Origin of the sequence: Siccirubricoccus sp. G192 (assembly GCF_019084075.1) — a bacterium.
GTDB lineage: Bacteria > Pseudomonadota > Alphaproteobacteria > Acetobacterales > Acetobacteraceae > G192.
In genome coordinates, this window is the sequence record NZ_JAHREN010000001.1 from 1,739,652 (window position 1) to 1,754,788 (window position 15,137).

Sequence of the window (15,137 nt, forward strand, 5' to 3'; positions counted from 1 at the left end):
GCGCGCGGACCGCATCGAAGCCCCTGCGTCACATCACCCGGCGCCGCAGCGCACCAGCCCATCCACCGCAAGGCAGCCCCAGGGGCCGGCGATGAGCGGGTTGATCTCCGCCTCCTGCAATCGCTCCCCGGCGCCGGCGGCAAGCTGCGAGAAGGCGGCGACCGCCTGCGCCACCGCCACCACATCCGCCTTGGGGGCGCCGCGGAAGCCATCCAGCAGCGGGAAACCCTTCAGGCTGCGGAGCATCTCCATGGCGCGTTCCGGCGTCACCGGCGCCAGGTCCAGCGCCACGTCGCGCCAAAGCTCCGCCTGCACGCCGCCGGTGCCGACCAGCACCATGGGGCCGAATTGCGGGTCCCGCCGGGCGCCAAGGATCAGCTCCACGCCTTTCGGTGCCATGCGCTGGACCAGCACGCCATCCACGCGGGCCTTTGGCGCGTGCTGCCGCACGGAGTCCATGATGCCCTGGAATCCGTTCCGCACCGCCGCCGCATCGGCGAGGTTGAGCTTCACGCCGCCGACTTCCGTCTTGTGCGCGATATCCGGGCTGTCGAGCTTCAGCACCACGGGGAAACCGAGCGCGGCAGCGGCCTCGGCGGCAGCCTCGGCGGTGGCGGCGCGGCGTTCCTCCACCACGGGCACGCCGATCCGGGCGAACAGCGCCTTGGCCTCGGCCTCCATCAGCACCGCCTCGCCGGCGGGCAGCGAGGCCACGGCTTCTGCTATGCCCGGCGGTGCGGCGGCCTCCGGCATCGGCTTCGCCTCCGCATGGTCCAGCCAGAGGCGGATGGCATTCATCAGCCGCCGCATGCTGCGGAAGAGCGGCAGTTCCGGCGCCGAATCCGCGGCGACCGCGCCGGGGCCCTCCAACTGTTCCGGGATCCAGGCGATGCAGATCGGCTTGCCGTGCTTGCGGGCATGCGGCCGCATCGATTCCATCCGCACCTGCGTGGAGGCATGATGCGAATAGACCACCGGCATGACGATGACGCCGTATTGCTCATCCGCCAGCATCGCATCCATGCAGGTGTCGAAGCTGGCCGGGTTGCTCGCCACCTGCGCGGTGAGGTCGCAGGGGTTGCGCGGCGCGCCGAAATCCGGGATCGCGGCGCGCAGCACCGCCTCGGTCGCCGGGGCGGGCTGCGGCATGTCTAGGCCGAGCGCCTCCGCATGGTCGGCCGCCATGATGCCGGCGCCGCCGGAAGGCGTCACGATGGCAACGCCCCGTGCCTTGGGCGACGGCGACTTGGCGAAGAGGCCGGCGGTTTCCAGCAGCGCGTCGAAATCCTCGACCTCGATCATGCCGGCGCGCCGGAAGGCCGCGGTCCATGCCGCGGCGCTGCCGGCGAGCGAGCCGGTATGGGAAACCGCCGCCGCCGCCCCGGCCTCGCCCCGGCCGAGCTTCAGCACCACGATCGGCTTGCCGGCCTTGCGCGCCGCCTCGCCCAGCAGCGCCAGGCGCCCGGCATCGCGCAGCCCCTCCACCGCCAGCGCCACGCTGCGGCATTCCGGCATGGCGAGCTGATAGGCCGCCAGGTCGCAGACATCGAGATCGGTGGCATTGCCCACCGTGGTCATGTGGCAGACCGAGAAGCCGCGCTCCGCCGCCTGCATCAGCGCATAGCCGAGCGCGCCGGACTGGCTGGTGATGGCGACGCCGCCGGGAGGCGCCGTCAGGCGCGGATATTCCGGCATGAAGGTGACGCCGGCCCGCAGCACGTGGTCCACGATGCCGAGGCAATCCACGCCCACCAGCGGCAGGCCGAGCGTGCGCGCGGTGTCGCGCAGCACCTCCTCCTCCGCCACGCGGTCCGGAAGCCCGGTCTCGCCATAGCCTGACGCGTAGATGATGGCGCCGCCGGCGCCCTTGGCCGCCGCCGCCTGCACCGCCGGCAGCACGCCCTGGCGCGGCACCGCCAGCAACACACAGTCCGGCGCTTCCGGCAGGTCGGCCAGCGAGGCGAGGCAGGGCCGGCCGTGCAATTCCTGGCCGGCATATTTCGGGTTCACCGCCCAGACCTTGCCCGCGAAATCGCACAGGTTGGTGACGGTGCGCGCGCCGAAGCCGGTGGGCTCGGCGGAGACGCCGACCACCGCGACGCTGCGGGGCGAGAGCAGCCGGCGCAGCGCCGCCGGGTTGCGCAGGGCTTCCGGCGCGCTCATCGGCCCGTCCCCTGCCACAGGGTTTCCGGCATCGGGCACGTCATCCGGCGTCCCGTGAAAAGCTGCTGTTGCAACCGCCCCTCCCAAATCCGCACGCATTGGCGCGGGTTCTTGACTGCTGTTGCGACCGCGCTGCCGCAGGTCGCGTCCGGGGCAGGGTAACGGCGGCCCATCGGGTGAACAACCCGGCCCGGTTGCCCGGGCGCACCGCGGGTGCCTAGCATCCGGCCCAATTGGGTTGGAGCGGGAAATGATCCGGGAGGGCGCAGGGCAGGGCTGGCCGGTGGCGGGCGGGTTCCAGGCGGCCTGGCAGGCGGCAGCGGCCGAGGACTCGGTGCTGCGGCGCTGGGGCCGCCAGGCCAGCCTCCGCTTCGCGCTGGAAAGCTACGGCGTGCCGGTGGAATTCGCCTTCGGCGAGGCGGCGCCCGCCCCCGCCTTCACCCTGGCCGCGCCGGCCGCGATCTGGGCGAAAGCCCTGCAGCCGCTGCCGCCGCGGCACCACCACAGCCTCTTCGCGCTGCGGATGCGGGTGCCGGAATTCCGCATCCTCGGCGCCGAGCTGGCCTTCATGCAGCACTGCCACCTGGCCCGCCGCGTGCTGGAGATCGGCCGCTGGCTCGCCGCCGGCCACGCCCTGCCGGTGCCGGAGATCCCGCGCCCCGCTTTGGCGGAGCCGGAGCCTGCCGAGATCCTCGGCCGCTATGTTCCGGTCACGGCGGATGGCACCGCATACCGCATCCATTGCGAAGCGGCGGGCGAGGGGCGCGACCTGCTCTGCCTGCACACCGCCGGCGCCGATGGGCGGCAATTCCACCGGTTGATGGCGGATTGCCGCATCACCCGGGACTGGCGCCTGACGGCCTTCGACCTGCCCTGGCATGGCAGGAGCCCGCCGCCTTCGGGCGCCGCCCCCGGCACCTGGCGGCTGGATACGGAGCGCTATGTGCAACTCATCATGGGCGTGGTCCGGGCCGCCGGGCTGCGGCGGCCGGTGGTGCTCGGCGCCTCCATGTCGGGGGGAAATCTGCCTGGAACTGGCGCTGCGGCACCCGGAGGAATTCAGCGGCATCATCGCCTGCGAGGCCAGCGACCATATCCAGGGCCGCCAGGTGGGATGGGCGGATCACGCCCAGGTGAACCAATCCATCTTCGTGCCCGAATGGATCGAAGGGCTGATGGCGCCGCACTCCCCCGCCGCCTGCGCCGCCGATATCTGGTGGCACTACAGCCAGGGCGGCCATGCCACCTTCGCCCGGGACATCGAATTCTACTCCGGCGAATGGGATGCGCGGGGGCGGGTGCAGCGGATCGACACCACGCGCTGCCCGCTCTTCATGCTGACCGGCGAATACGACTATTCCTGCACGGTGGAGCATTCCGCCGCCACCGCCGCCCGGATCGCCGGGGCGCGGTTCCAGCCGATGCCCGGGATGGGGCATTTCCCCTTCGCCGAGAACCCGCCACTCTTCGCCGAATACCTGCTGCCGATTCTCGCCGCGCTGCGCGGCGCGGGCTGACCGCAAGAAACCTTTGGGAGAGCGACATGAAACACTGGAAGGCGCTGGCGCTGACCGCGCTGCTTGGCCTGGCGCCGGCAACCTCGCGGGCGCAGGTCTCGGACGATGTGGTGCGGATCGGCGTGCTGAACGACCAGAGCAGCCTCTATGCCGATATCGGCGGGCAGGGCTCGGTGGTGGCGGCGCGGTTGGCGGCCGAGGAATTCGGCAACCGCATCCTCGGCCGGCCGATCGAGATCATCTTCGCCGACAACCAGAACCGCGCCGATATCGCCGCCGGCACCGCCCGGCGCTGGATCGACAATGAGCGGGTGGATGTGCTGGCGGATGGCTCCGCCAGTTCCTCGGCGCTGGCGATGCAGGAGGTCTCGCGCGAGAAGCGGCGGATCTTCCTGGCCTCCGGCCCGGCCTCCTCGGACATCACGGGGAAGTTCTGCAGCCCCTTCGGCTTCCATTTCACCTATGACACCTATGCGCTCGCCAATGGCACCGGAAAGGCGCTGACGCAGCAGGGTGGCGACACCTGGTTCTTCATCACCGCCGACTACGCCTTCGGCCATGCGCTGGAACGCGACACCGCCGGCTTCGTGCGGGAAGCCGGCGGCCGCGTGCTGGGCGCCGTCCGGCACCCGCTGAACACCGCCGATTTCTCCTCCTTCCTGCTGCAGGCGCAGGCCTCGCGCGCCAAGGTGGTGGGGCTGGCCAATGCCGGGACGGATTTCGACAACGCGCTGAAGCAGGCCGCCGAATTCGGCCTGGTGCGGGGCGGCCAGCGCATGGCGGGGCTGCTGGTCTTCATCACCAATATCCACGCCCTGGGCCTGCCGGTGACGCAGGGGCTGGTGGCCACGACCAGCTTCTACTGGGACCGCGACGAGCGCACCCGGGAATGGCACCGCCGCTTCGCCGCCGCGCATCAGGGCCGCGCCGCCACCATGGTGCAGGCCGGCACCTATTCCGGCGTGCGCCACTACCTGCGCGCGGTGGAGGCCGCCGGCACCGATGATGCCGAGACGGTGGCGGCCATGATGCGCCGCATGCCGGTGCAGGACATGAACAACGACAACGTGCAGATCCGCGCCGATGGCCGCGTGCTGCACGACATGCTGCTGGTGCAGGCCAAGAAGCCCGAGGAAAGCCGCGGCCCCTGGGACTACTACACGATCCTCGCCCGCATCCCCGGCGCCGAGGCCTTCCGGCCGCTGAACCAGAGCGAGTGCCCGCTGGTCCGGCGCTGACCTGGCAAGACGGGTGCCGCCAGGGGTTGGCGGCGCCCGGTTTCCCGAAGGTTGTCCTGGCGCCTCAGCCGCCACGCTCGGCGGCGATGATCGCCTTCATGCGGCGGATCACCGCGGGCATGCCCTCGAAGACGCTCTGGCCGATCAGGAAATGGCCGATGCTGACCTCCGCCACCTCCGGCATCGCCGCGATGGGGCCGAGGCTGTCATAGGCCAAGCCATGGCCGGCATGGCAGAGCAGCCCCGCCGCCCGCGCCGCCGCCGCGCCGCTGCGCAGCCGCGCCAGATGCGGCCCGCGCGCCTCGGGCGCTGCATCCGCATAGGCGCCGGTATGCAGCTCGACCGCCTGGGCGCCGAGTTGCGCCGCCGCGGCGATCTGCGCCGGATCGGCCTCGATGAAGATCGAGACCTCGATCCCGGCGCCGGCCAGCCGCCGCACCGCCTCGCCGAGATCGGGTGCGGCGCGCAGCACGTCCAACCCGCCCTCGGTGGTGAGTTCCTGGCGCTTCTCCGGCACCAGGCAGCAGGCCGGCGGGCGCAGCCGGAGCGCGATGCCGACCATCTCCGCGGTCGCCGCCATCTCGAAATTCAGCCGCGCCGGGACCTCGGCGGCGATGCGCTCCAGGTCGCGGTCGCGGATATGGCGGCGGTCCTCGCGCAGATGCACGGTGACGCCATCGGCGCCGGAATCGATGGCCAGCCGCGCCGCCGCCACCGGGCAGGGGAAGCTGCCGCCGCGGGCATTCCGGAGCGTCGCGACATGGTCCACATTCACGGAAAGGCGCATCGGCAGCATCCTTCGGTCGGCCGGTTCAGGGTTTCGCGGCATCCGGCGCCGGGCGGCGGGCACGATTGGCCGCGATCCCGGCCGCCAGGCGCAGCGCGGCGATGAGGCTGGAGGGATCGGCCTGGCCGGTGCCGGCGATATCCAGCGCCGTGCCATGGTCCGGGCTGGTGCGCACGATGGAAAGGCCGAGCGTCACATTCACCCCGCCCGCCATGTCGAGCGTCTTGATCGGGATCAGCGCCTGGTCGTGATAGAGGCAGATGGCCGCGTCGTAGCCCGGCCGCGCCTTGGCGGTGAACATCGTGTCGGGCGGCACCGGGCCGCGCGCCTCGATCCCCTCGGCCCGGAGCGCCGCCACGGCGGGGGCGACGATGTCGCGGTCCTCGGTGCCGAGCGTGCCATCCTCCCCGGCATGCGGGTTGAGCCCGGCCACCGCCAGGCGCGGCGCCGCGATGCCGAAATCCCGCACCAGCGCGGCGGCGGTGGTGCGCGCGGCCGCCACGATCATGGCCGGCGTCAGGCGGGCGATGGCCTGGCGCAGCGGCTCATGGATGGTGACCGGCACCACCCGCAATTCGGGGCAGGCCAGCAGCATGACGGGGGGGATGCCGGTGCCGGCCAGCTCCGCCAGGTATTCGGTATGGCCGGGATGCGCGAAGCCGGCGGCGTAGAGCGCGCTTTTCTGGATCGGATTGGTCACCACGGCCGAGACGCGCCCGGCCTTAGCCAGCGCCACCGCCTCATCGATCGAGGCGATCACCGCCGGCGCATTGGCGGGGTCGATCCGGCCCGGCACGGCGGGGCGGGGCAGGGGGCGGTGCAGCACCGGCAGCGCCGTAGCGAAGACCGCCGCCGCCTGCTCCGGCGCCGCGATCCGGCGGACCGGCACGCCAGTGAGGCGATCGGCATCGTCGATCAGCAGGAAGGCGGGGCCGGTGGCGCGCAGCGCCTGCCAGGCACCCCGGGCGATCTCGCCGCCGATGCCGGCGGGCTCGCCCATGGTGAGGGCCAAGGGGGACATGCATCGGGTGTAGTCCCGCCCGGCCATCCTGCCCAGCAATTGCGCCGCCTCAAGGACAGGGCGGCCGGACCGCGTTAACCTTTGCCGCATGTTCGCCAATTGCCTGCATAGCCTGGCCGCCCTCGGCCCCGGCGGCCTCGCCGCGCTGATGGGCGCGCTGTTCCTGGCCGGGCTGGCCGGCGGCGCCACTCATTGCGCCACCATGTGCGCCCCCTTCGTCCTGGCCCAGGCGGCGGCGGGGGCGGACCGCAGCGCCGGCGGCGGGGTGCTGCGGCGGCTCTCCGGCGCGGCGCTGCTGCCCTATCATTGCGGCCGGATGCTCGGCTACGCGGCGCTCGGCGGGCTGGCCGGCGGCGCGGCGGGGCTGGTCGCCATGGCGAGCGGGCTGCGCCTGGTGCTGGCAGCGCTGCTGGTCCTGGCGGCGGTGCTGATGCTGGCCCAGGCGTCGCACCGGCTGGCGGCCTGGCTGCCGCGGCCGGCCCCCCGGCTCACCCCGCGGCTTCCTGCCGTTCTGGAGCGGCGGCTCGGCGCGTTGCTGGCGGCGCCCGGCGGCGGGCGCGGCGTGCTGCTGGGGCTGCTGCTCTCGGCGCTGCCCTGCGGGCTGCTCTATGGCGCGCTGGCGGCGGCGGCGGCTTCGGGCAGTGCCCTGGCCGGGGCGTTGGCGATGGCGGCCTTCGTGCTCGGCACCATGCCGGCGCTGATGGCGGTGGCCCTGCTCGGCCGCTTCTTCGGGCGGCGCCAGGGCCCGGCGCTGCGGCTGGGCGGGGCGATGCTCTTTGCCTTCAACGGCGTGGTGCTGCTCAGCATGGCGGTGCGGCTGGTGGCCTGAAGGCCCGGAAAGCGGCGGCACAGGGAAATCTCGTATCACGAGATAATCTCCATTCAAGAAGCAAAAACCTATTTCCGCGAAATTCGGATCATTATGCGGGATTCGGAGCGAAAATATGCGAATCATCAGGATTTCCGGGATGCTGCCCGCCAGCATCATCGAGGGCAGCCTGCCCGGCGACTGGACCGCCTCCCTCAGCCTCGCCGGCGATATCGGCGGCCTGCAATCGATCGAGGCGATCGGGCCGCAGGGGCTGTTCTTCGCCGTCGCCTATGATCCGGCCCTGGCCCTGGCCACCCTCCGGCCCGCCGCGCGGCTGGACTACGAGGCCTTCGCCGGCCCGGTGCCGCAGGCCGCCTTCACCCTCCGCTTCAATTTCACCGATGGCAGCCATCTCGACGACACCACCCCCTTCCGCGTCACCGTGCTGGACCGGGACGACACGCCGCCGACCGCGCTCCGCTTCGCCAGTGGCGGCAGCGTCACCGCCGGGGCGATCGGCAGCATCATCGGCACACTGCTGGTGACCGACCCGGATTCCGCCGGCCCCTTCCACTTCACCTTCCCCGAGGAGGATGCCTGGCGCTTCGAGGTGGTCGGCAATGTCCTGAAGCTGCGCGACGGCATCAGTCTCGGCCTCGACGACATGCCCAGCCGGCCCTTGTTCATCCAGGTCTCGGACGGCCAGCAGAGCGCCGGCTTCACCCTTGACCTCACGGTCAGGGACCCGGCCGCGCAGCAATCCTCGGTGCAACTGCTCGGCCCCGGCGAGACCCGGGCGGGCTTCACCCAGACCGCCCCGGACCAGGTCCTGGCACTGCATGGCGTGCAGCAGGCCGCGGCGGTCAATCTCTGTGGCGGGGAGATCCGCCAGGTAGTGCTGCAAGGTGGCGAGGAGATCTGGCTTGGCCCGGTGCAGCGACTGCAATTCGCGGATGGTTGGCTCGATTTCGCACCCGATGGGCTGGCGGCGCGGGCGGCCTCGCTGCACCGCGCGGTGCTCGGCCAGGAGGCGACTGGGGCGGAGCTGGCGCGGGAGGTCGGGCTGCTGCAATCCGGCGCCGCCTGGGTCGAGTTGGCGCAATCGCTGCTGACGGGCGCCGGGGCGCTGGACGATGCGGGTTTTGCCGCGGCGCTGCACCAGGCCGCCTGCGGCCGCGCGGCCGATGCGGCGGAACTGGAGCTGCTGGCCGGGCGGCTGGCCTCCGGCACCTCCCGCGCGCAGCTTGCCGTGGATGTCGCGCTCGGCGCCGAGGCCATGGCGGAGCTGGCCGCGGCCCGGCCCGACGGGCTCTGGGTCTTCCAGCCCTTCGGCCGTGACGCCGCGGCAGCAGGGCCCGATCCCGGCGGCCTGCCAGGCATGGGCGGGCCGGCCGCGCCGGATGCCGCGGCGGCGATCGAGATGGGCTGGTTCCTGTGAACCCAGTCCCTTCGCGGCGACAGGAATATCTGGCCGCGTCGCCGCGTTAGGGCGCCATCACCGAGCCGCCCTGCCATGGCCCGGATTGAAGCGGGATGCATCGCGCATGGAGCAACGCTGGCCTGACCACCTCTGGATCGTCCGCCACGGCGAGAGCAGCGGCAATGTCGCGCGCGACGCCGCCCAGGCCGCCCGGCTGCCACTGATCGACATCGCTGGCCGCGACGTGGATGTGCCGCTCAGCCCGCTCGGCGAGCAGCAATCCACCGCGCTCGGCCACTGGTTCGCCGCCATACCCGGGGAGCGGCGGCCGGATGTGGTGCTGACCTCGCCCTATCTGCGGGCCCGCCAGACCGCCCTGCTGATCGAGGCCGCCGGCGGGCTCTGCACCGAGGCGCCCGGCTTCATCGTGGACGAGCGGCTGCGCGAGAAGGAATTCGGCATCCTAGACCGGCTGACCCGCTACGGCATCGAGCAGCATCACCCGGAACAGGCGGAGATGCGCCGCATCCTCGGCAAATTCTACCATCGCCCGCCCGGCGGCGAGAGCTGGTGCGACGTGATCCTGCGGCTGCGCAGCGCGCTCGACACCATCAGCCTGCACCATAGCGGCTGCCGCGTGCTGATCGTGGCGCATCAGGTGGTGGTGCTCTGCCTCCGTTACCTGCTGGAGACGATGACCGAGGAGCAGATCCTGGCGATCGATGCCGCGCATGATGTCGCCAATTGCGGCGTCACCGAATACGCCTTCGACCCCGCTCAGGGGAAAGGCGGCAGGCTGGTGCTGCAGACCTATAATTTCGTGGCGCCGCTGCTACAGGAAGGCGCGCCGGTTACGGCGGCGCCGGACGCGCCGGTCGCCGCCCGGTGAGCGGCCCGACCCGCGTCACCGAGGCGCTGCTCCGCACCATGCCCCTGCCGCGCCATGCGGAGGGCGAGGACAAGGACCAGCGCGGCCGCGTCCTGGTCATCGCCGGCAGTGTCGAGGTGCCTGGCGCCGCCCTGCTGGCCGGCATCGCCGCGCTACGGGCCGGCGCCGGCAAGCTGCAGATCGCCACCTGCCGGAGCGTGGCGCCGCATCTCGGCCTCGCCGTGCCGGAGGCGCTGGTGCTCGGCCTCGACGAAACCGCGGCCGGCGGCATCTCGGCCGGGGAGGCGGAGCGCCTGGCCGCACGCATCGCCCGCTGCGACGCGGTGCTGGTCGGCCCCGGCATGATGGACCTTGACGCGGCCGCGCTGCTCACCGCGCGGCTGCTGGAACGGGTGGAGGGCAGCCCCGGCTTCGTGCTGGATGCCGCCGCGCTGCTGCGGCTCGGCGGCTGCGCGGCGGTGCTGCGGCGACATGGCGGGCGGGCGGTCATCACCCCGCATGCCGGCGAGATGGCCGGGCTGCTCGGCATCCCGCGGGAGGAGGTGCTGGCGGACCCGCTCGCCGCCGCGCGCCGGGCGGCCGCCGCGCTGCATGTGGTGGTGGCGATGAAGGGCGGCTGCACCCAAATCGTTTCGCCTGATGGCGCCGCCTGGTCCTGTGACCAGGGCAATGTCGGGCTGGCGACCTCGGGCTCCGGCGATACCCTGGCCGGCATCATCACCGGCCTGCTGGCCCGCGGCGCCACCCCTGTGGAGGCGACGCTCTGGGGTGTCTATCTGCATGGCGAGGCCGGCAACCGGCTGGCGGCCTCGCGCGGGCCGGTCGGCTTCCTGGCCCATGAATTGCTGGCGGAGATCCCGGCGATCATGGCCGGGCTGAACGGGGCCTACAGTGGCGTGCCGAATTGATGGTTCGGCACGCCACTGTAGGCTGTTGTTCGTAGAGCAGATTCACGCCTCCGGGCGGTTCCGCCCTGCGGCGATCTGCTCTAACCGGCTGCCGGCTCCGGGGCCACCAGGTCCCGGTAGGCGTGCCAGGTGGCATGGCCGATCAGCGGCAGCACCACCAGCAGGCCGAGGAAGAAGGGCACCAGCGCCAGCCCGGTGAAGACCACGATCAGCGCCGCCCAGAGCAGCATCGGCCGCCAATTCTCCAGCACCGCCTGGATGCTCACCGTGACCGCCTCCAGCGCGCCGATGTCGCGCTCGATCAGCATCGGGATCGAGACGGCGGAGATCGCGAAGCTGCCGGCCGCCAGCAGGAAGCCGAAGCCGGTGCCGATGACCAGGAAGGGCAGCAACTGGTCGGAGCGCAGCATCGCCATGGGAAGGGATTCGAGGGCCGGCAGCCCCTCCGTGCCGAAGAACAGCATGAAGAGCAGCCCGGCGATCCGCACCCAGAACAGGTGCAGCACCAGCAGCACCATGCCGAGCACGGCAAGCTGCCCGCCATTGCGCCGATAGGCCAGCATGGCATCGGCTAGGCTCGCCCTTCGGCCCTGTTCCCGGAGCCGGCTCACCTCATAGAGTCCGGCGGCGACCAGCGGTCCGACCAGGAAGAATCCCGCCGTCGCCGGCAGGACCGCCCAGAGCGCGCCGGCCTCGAACAGCAGCAGCGCCAGCACCCAGCCGGCGACGCAGAGCGCCCCGCCATAGGCCAGGCCGATCGCGGGGTTGGCCAGCAGGTCGCGCCAGCCGGCGGCGAGCCAGACCCAGGGCCGGTCCGTGGCGACCTGGCGGATCCGGGAGGCGGGCCGGGCGGCCAGGGGCGCGTCGGGGGCGATGTAGGTGGTCATCGGGCTTCCTCCCCGGCTTCCGGGCTCACCGCGCCAGCTTAGCCCAGATGCCGAAGGCGCTGTCCTTGATCCGGATCAAGGACACTGCTGTCCCAACCATGGTTCTGTCCGGCGCCGCGCGGGACCGCCCGCCATCCCATTCCCCCGGATGGCCCGCCCGCGCCTTGAGGAGACCCTTCCCATGGCCGCAGCGGGCTATGCCGCCGCCGGCGCCGGTCACGCACCGCTGCGCCAGACAGACTACGTGGAGGCGCCGATCCGCGCCTTCGCCATCGCCACCGTCTTCTGGGGCGTGGTGGGCTTCCTGGCGGGGGTGGTGATCGCTTCCCAGCTCGCCTGGCCGCTGCTCAACCTCGACCTGGAATGGACCACCTTCGGGCGGCTGCGGCCGCTGCACACCTCGGCGGTGATCTTCGCCTTCGGCGGCAACGCCCTGATCTGCACCAGCCTCTATGTCGTGCAGCGCACCTGCCGGGCGCGGCTCTTCGGCGGCGAGGAGATGGGCTGGTTCCTGTTCTGGGGCTACCAGTTCTTCATCGTCGCGGCGGCGCTGGGCTATGTGCTCGGCGTCACCCAGGGCAAGGAATATGCCGAGCCCGAGTGGTTCGTGGACCTCTTCCTCACCGTGGTCTGGGTGACCTACCTGGTGGCCTTCGCCGGCACGATCGTGAGGCGCGAGGAGCCGCATATCTACGTGGCGAACTGGTTCTACCTCGCCTTCATCATCACCGTGGCGATGCTGCACCTCGGCAACAACCTGGCGCTGCCGGTGAGCCTGGGCTCGGCCAAGTCCTATGGCGCGGCCTCCGGCGTGCAGGATGCGATGATCCAGTGGTGGTACGGCCACAACGCGGTGGGCTTCTTCCTGACCGCCGGCTTCCTCGGCATGATGTACTACTTCATCCCGAAGCAGGCGGACCGGCCGGTCTATTCCTACCGGCTGTCCATCGTGCATTTCTGGACGCTGATCTTCCTCTATATCTGGGCGGGCCCGCACCATCTGCACTACACCGCGCTGCCGGACTGGGCGCAGACGCTCGGCATGGCCTTCAGCATCATGCTCTGGATGCCCTCCTGGGGCGGCATGATCAACGGGCTGATGACCCTCTCCGGCGCCTGGGACAAGCTGCGCACCGACCCGGCGCTGCGCTTCAGCGTCACCGCGGTGGGCTTCTACGCCATGGCCACCTTCGAGGGGCCGGTGATGTCCATCAAGGCGGTGAACGCGCTGAGCCACTATACCGACTGGACCATCGGCCACGTGCATTCCGGCGCGCTCGGCTGGAACGGCTTCATCACCTTCGGCGCGATCTACTACCTGTTCCCGAAGCTCTGGAACAAGCCGGCGCTCTACAGCACGAAGTTGGTGTCTTGGCATTTCTGGATCGCGACGCTGGGCATCGTGCTCTACATCACCGCCATGTGGGTCTCGGGCATCATGCAGGGGCTGATGTGGCGCGCCTATGACGAGCTGGGCTTCCTGCAATACAGCTTCATCGAGACGGTCGCTGCGATGCACCCCTACTACGTCATCCGCATGCTGGGGGGCGTGCTCTACCTCACCGGCGCGCTGCTCATGGCCTACAACCTATGGATGACCGTGCGCACCGAGAGCCCGGCCGAGGAGGCGCCGCGCGCGGTGCCGGCCGGGCTGGTTCCCGCGGCGGCCGAGTGAAGGAGGGCCGCATCATGTTTAAATGGCTCCGCGACCACGGCATCATCGAGCGCAACCTGGTGCTGATGGGCGTCCTCACCCTCATCACCGTCTCGATCGGCGGGCTCGTGCAGGTCGTGCCGCTCTTCGCCGTCGAGACCACGATCGAGCGGGTGCAGGGCGTGCGGCCCTATACCCCGCTCGAACTCGCCGGCCGCGACATCTATGTGCGGGAGGGCTGCTACACCTGCCACAGCCAGCAGGTGCGCCCCTTCCGCGACGAGGCCGAGCGCTATGGCCACTACTCGCTCGCCGCCGAGAGCATGTTCGACCACCCCTTCCAATGGGGCTCGAAGCGCACCGGGCCGGACCTGGCCCGCGTCGGCGGCCGCTATTCGGATGACTGGCAGGCGGCGCATCTGCGCAGCCCGCGCGCGGTGGTGCCGGAGAGCGTGATGCCGCCCTATGCCTTCCTCGATCGGCCGCTGGAGATCGAGGGCATCGCCCAGCACCTGCGGGCGCTGCGCGCGGTCGGCGTGCCCTATACCGACGAGATGATCGCCAATGCCCGCGCCGACCTCCTGGCGCAGGCGCGGCCGGAGGCGGATGGCGCCGGCCTCGCCAGCCGCTACGCCCGGGCGCGGCAGGGCAATTTCGACGGCGACCCGGCCCGGGTGACGGAGATGGATGCGCTGGTCGCCTACCTGCAGATGCTGGGCACGCTGGTGCAGTTCCGCGACGTCACCCCGGACCAGGTCCGGCAGCAATAAGGGGGGCGGCCATGGACAGCCTCATCGCGCTCTACCCGCTGCTCAAGTCCCTCTGGGTGGTGTGGTTCTTCCTGCTCTTCCTCGGCATGGTCTTCTGGGTCATGCGCCGGTCGAAGAAGCGGCATTACGAGCAGCTCGGCACCATCCCGTTCAGGGATGACCCGCCCGGCCCGCCCCGCTAGGAGCATCCGACGATGCCGACCAAGATCGAGAAGGATGCCGTGACCGGCATCAACACCACCGGCCATGAATGGGATGGGCTGCGGGAGCTGGACAACCCGCTGCCGAAATGGTGGCTCTATGTCTTCTACGCCTCCATCCTCTTCGCCCTGGCCTGGGTGGTGCTCTATCCCGCGCTGCCGATCCGCGGCTATACGGGCCTCACCGGCTGGACCGCGCGCGGTGCCATCGGCCCGGTGCTGGAGGGCGAGCGCGCCCGGCAGGAGCCGATGCTGGCGCGGCTGCGCGGGGCCACGCCGGAGCAGATCGCCGCCGACCCGCAATTGCGCGCCTTCGCCCTGGCCGGCGGTCGCATCGCCTTCGCCAACAACTGCGCCGGCTGCCATGGCGCCGGCGGCCAGGGCGCGGCGGGCGGCTTCCCGAGCCTGGCCGATGACGAATGGATCTGGGGCGGCAGTTTCGACGCCATCCAGCACACCATCCAGCACGGCGCCCGCAACGGCGAATCCGACGATGCGCGGGCCACCCAGATGCCGCGCTTCCTGGCCGATGGCATGCTCACCGCGCCCCAGGTGAGCGATGTGGCAGAGCATGTGCTCTCATTGACCGGCCGTGCCACCGACCAGGCGGCGGCCGGCCGCGGCGCTCCGCTTTTCGCCGAGAACTGCGCGAGCTGCCATGGCGAGCGCGGCGAGGGCAACCGCGACCTCGGCGCGCCCAGCCTCGCCGACCAGATCTGGCTCTATGGCAGCGACAAGGCCAGCGTGGCGCGCAGCATCAGCTATAGCCGCGGCGGTGTGATGCCGGCTTGGAACGGCCGCCTGGACCCCGCCATCGTCAACATGCTCACCGTCTATGTCCATGCGCTCGGCGGCGGTGAGTGACGGAGCCT

The 15,137-nt window shown here is 71.3% G+C and carries 15 protein-coding genes; 10 read left to right on the forward strand and 5 right to left on the reverse strand.

Features of this window, described 5'->3' with window-relative positions; genetic code table 11:
• Nucleotides 1-33: 33 nt before the first annotated feature.
• Together KSF81_RS08250 and KSF81_RS31125 are read right to left on the reverse strand one after the other, a co-directional pair.
• Nucleotides 34-2,163, reverse strand: coding sequence for an acetate--CoA ligase family protein (locus KSF81_RS08250; protein ID WP_217378567.1), 2,130 nt, complete (start codon nt 2,161-2,163; stop codon nt 34-36).
• 217 nt (nt 2,164-2,380) lie between these two features.
• A complete protein-coding gene (locus tag KSF81_RS31125; protein WP_217378568.1) occupies nt 2,381-2,977 on the reverse strand; it encodes a hypothetical protein in 597 nt (198 codons plus the stop codon).
• A 127-nt stretch (nt 2,978-3,104) separates the two neighbouring features.
• Between KSF81_RS31125 and KSF81_RS08260 the strand changes: the two genes are divergently transcribed.
• Nucleotides 3,105-3,680, forward strand: coding sequence for an alpha/beta fold hydrolase (locus tag KSF81_RS08260; protein WP_217378569.1), 576 nt, complete (start codon nt 3,105-3,107; stop codon nt 3,678-3,680).
• A 26-nt stretch (nt 3,681-3,706) separates the two neighbouring features.
• Nucleotides 3,707-4,918, forward strand: a complete 1,212-nt coding sequence (locus KSF81_RS08265) for an ABC transporter substrate-binding protein (protein WP_217378570.1) — start codon at nt 3,707-3,709, stop codon at nt 4,916-4,918.
• A gap of 64 nt (nt 4,919-4,982) precedes the next feature.
• Here the strand turns inward: KSF81_RS08265 and KSF81_RS08270 are convergent, their stop codons facing one another.
• Both KSF81_RS08270 and pdxA read right to left on the reverse strand, forming a co-directional pair.
• Nucleotides 4,983-5,705: a pyridoxine 5'-phosphate synthase gene (locus KSF81_RS08270; protein ID WP_217378571.1), complete on the reverse strand. Its 723-nt coding sequence runs from the start codon at nt 5,703-5,705 to the stop codon at nt 4,983-4,985.
• A gap of 25 nt (nt 5,706-5,730) precedes the next feature.
• On the reverse strand, nt 5,731-6,726 hold the full coding sequence (gene pdxA / locus KSF81_RS08275; protein ID WP_217378572.1) for a 4-hydroxythreonine-4-phosphate dehydrogenase PdxA: 996 nt from the start codon (nt 6,724-6,726) through the stop codon (nt 5,731-5,733).
• A gap of 88 nt (nt 6,727-6,814) precedes the next feature.
• Here pdxA and KSF81_RS08280 point away from each other — a divergent pair, with 88 nt between their 5' ends.
• The 4 genes from KSF81_RS08280 (at nt 6,815) to KSF81_RS08295 (ending at nt 10,754) form a co-directional block, all read left to right on the forward strand.
• Complete coding sequence (locus KSF81_RS08280) at nt 6,815-7,555, forward strand: sulfite exporter TauE/SafE family protein (protein WP_217378573.1); 741 nt, start codon at nt 6,815-6,817, stop codon at nt 7,553-7,555.
• A gap of 139 nt (nt 7,556-7,694) precedes the next feature.
• On the forward strand, nt 7,695-8,975 hold the full coding sequence (locus KSF81_RS08285; RefSeq protein WP_217378574.1) for a DUF4214 domain-containing protein: 1,281 nt from the start codon (nt 7,695-7,697) through the stop codon (nt 8,973-8,975).
• 106 nt (nt 8,976-9,081) lie between these two features.
• Nucleotides 9,082-9,846: a histidine phosphatase family protein gene (locus tag KSF81_RS08290; protein WP_217378575.1), complete on the forward strand. Its 765-nt coding sequence runs from the start codon at nt 9,082-9,084 to the stop codon at nt 9,844-9,846.
• Nucleotides 9,843-10,754: an NAD(P)H-hydrate dehydratase gene (locus KSF81_RS08295; protein ID WP_309139505.1), complete on the forward strand. Its 912-nt coding sequence runs from the start codon at nt 9,843-9,845 to the stop codon at nt 10,752-10,754. The genes KSF81_RS08290 and KSF81_RS08295 overlap by 4 nt, the downstream gene beginning before the upstream one ends.
• 80 nt (nt 10,755-10,834) lie before the next feature.
• Here the strand turns inward: KSF81_RS08295 and KSF81_RS08300 are convergent, their stop codons facing one another.
• Nucleotides 10,835-11,641 carry a DUF2189 domain-containing protein gene (locus tag KSF81_RS08300; protein WP_217378576.1) on the reverse strand — a complete coding sequence of 269 codons (807 nt, stop codon included), beginning with the start codon at nt 11,639-11,641 and terminating at the stop codon, nt 10,835-10,837.
• Nucleotides 11,642-11,822: 181 nt separating this feature from the next.
• On the opposite strand from KSF81_RS08300, the gene ccoN reads away from it, so the two are divergent.
• From ccoN to ccoP, 4 genes are read left to right on the forward strand one after another with little or no spacing between them, the layout of a single operon-like run.
• On the forward strand, nt 11,823-13,316 hold the full coding sequence (gene ccoN, locus KSF81_RS08305) for a cytochrome-c oxidase, cbb3-type subunit I (RefSeq protein WP_217378577.1): 1,494 nt from the start codon (nt 11,823-11,825) through the stop codon (nt 13,314-13,316).
• A 14-nt stretch (nt 13,317-13,330) separates the two neighbouring features.
• Entirely contained in the window at nt 13,331-14,065 is a 735-nt protein-coding gene (gene ccoO / locus KSF81_RS08310) for a cytochrome-c oxidase, cbb3-type subunit II (protein WP_217378578.1), read from the forward strand.
• An 11-nt stretch (nt 14,066-14,076) separates the two neighbouring features.
• The gene (locus tag KSF81_RS08315) at nt 14,077-14,247 is read left to right on the forward strand and encodes a cbb3-type cytochrome c oxidase subunit 3 (protein ID WP_217378579.1); all 171 of its coding nucleotides are present in this window, start codon (nt 14,077-14,079) and stop codon (nt 14,245-14,247) included.
• Between the two features lie 12 nt (nt 14,248-14,259).
• On the forward strand, nt 14,260-15,129 hold the full coding sequence (ccoP, locus tag KSF81_RS08320) for a cytochrome-c oxidase, cbb3-type subunit III (RefSeq protein ID WP_217378580.1): 870 nt from the start codon (nt 14,260-14,262) through the stop codon (nt 15,127-15,129).
• The last annotated feature ends 8 nt before the right edge of the window (nt 15,130-15,137 follow it).

What these genes read in the sequence shown, in the direction of transcription:
- KSF81_RS08290 (WP_217378575.1), top strand. Translation starts at nt 9,082, where the DNA reads ATGGAGCAACGCTGGCCTGACCACCTCTGGATCGTCCGCCACGGCGAG.
- KSF81_RS08270 (WP_217378571.1), bottom strand. Translation starts at nt 5,705, where the DNA reads ATGCGCCTTTCCGTGAATGTGGACCATGTCGCGACGCTCCGGAATGCC.
- pdxA (WP_217378572.1), bottom strand. Translation starts at nt 6,726, where the DNA reads ATGTCCCCCTTGGCCCTCACCATGGGCGAGCCCGCCGGCATCGGCGGC.
- KSF81_RS08280 (WP_217378573.1), top strand. Translation starts at nt 6,815, where the DNA reads ATGTTCGCCAATTGCCTGCATAGCCTGGCCGCCCTCGGCCCCGGCGGC.
- KSF81_RS08260 (WP_217378569.1), top strand. Translation starts at nt 3,105, where the DNA reads ATGTGCAACTCATCATGGGCGTGGTCCGGGCCGCCGGGCTGCGGCGGC.
- KSF81_RS08250 (WP_217378567.1), bottom strand. Translation starts at nt 2,163, where the DNA reads ATGAGCGCGCCGGAAGCCCTGCGCAACCCGGCGGCGCTGCGCCGGCTG.
- KSF81_RS08300 (WP_217378576.1), bottom strand. Translation starts at nt 11,641, where the DNA reads ATGACCACCTACATCGCCCCCGACGCGCCCCTGGCCGCCCGGCCCGCC.
- ccoO (WP_217378578.1), top strand. Translation starts at nt 13,331, where the DNA reads ATGTTTAAATGGCTCCGCGACCACGGCATCATCGAGCGCAACCTGGTG.
- KSF81_RS08315 (WP_217378579.1), top strand. Translation starts at nt 14,077, where the DNA reads ATGGACAGCCTCATCGCGCTCTACCCGCTGCTCAAGTCCCTCTGGGTG.
- ccoN (WP_217378577.1), top strand. Translation starts at nt 11,823, where the DNA reads ATGGCCGCAGCGGGCTATGCCGCCGCCGGCGCCGGTCACGCACCGCTG.
- KSF81_RS08265 (WP_217378570.1), top strand. Translation starts at nt 3,707, where the DNA reads ATGAAACACTGGAAGGCGCTGGCGCTGACCGCGCTGCTTGGCCTGGCG.
- KSF81_RS08285 (WP_217378574.1), top strand. Translation starts at nt 7,695, where the DNA reads ATGCTGCCCGCCAGCATCATCGAGGGCAGCCTGCCCGGCGACTGGACC.
- ccoP (WP_217378580.1), top strand. Translation starts at nt 14,260, where the DNA reads ATGCCGACCAAGATCGAGAAGGATGCCGTGACCGGCATCAACACCACC.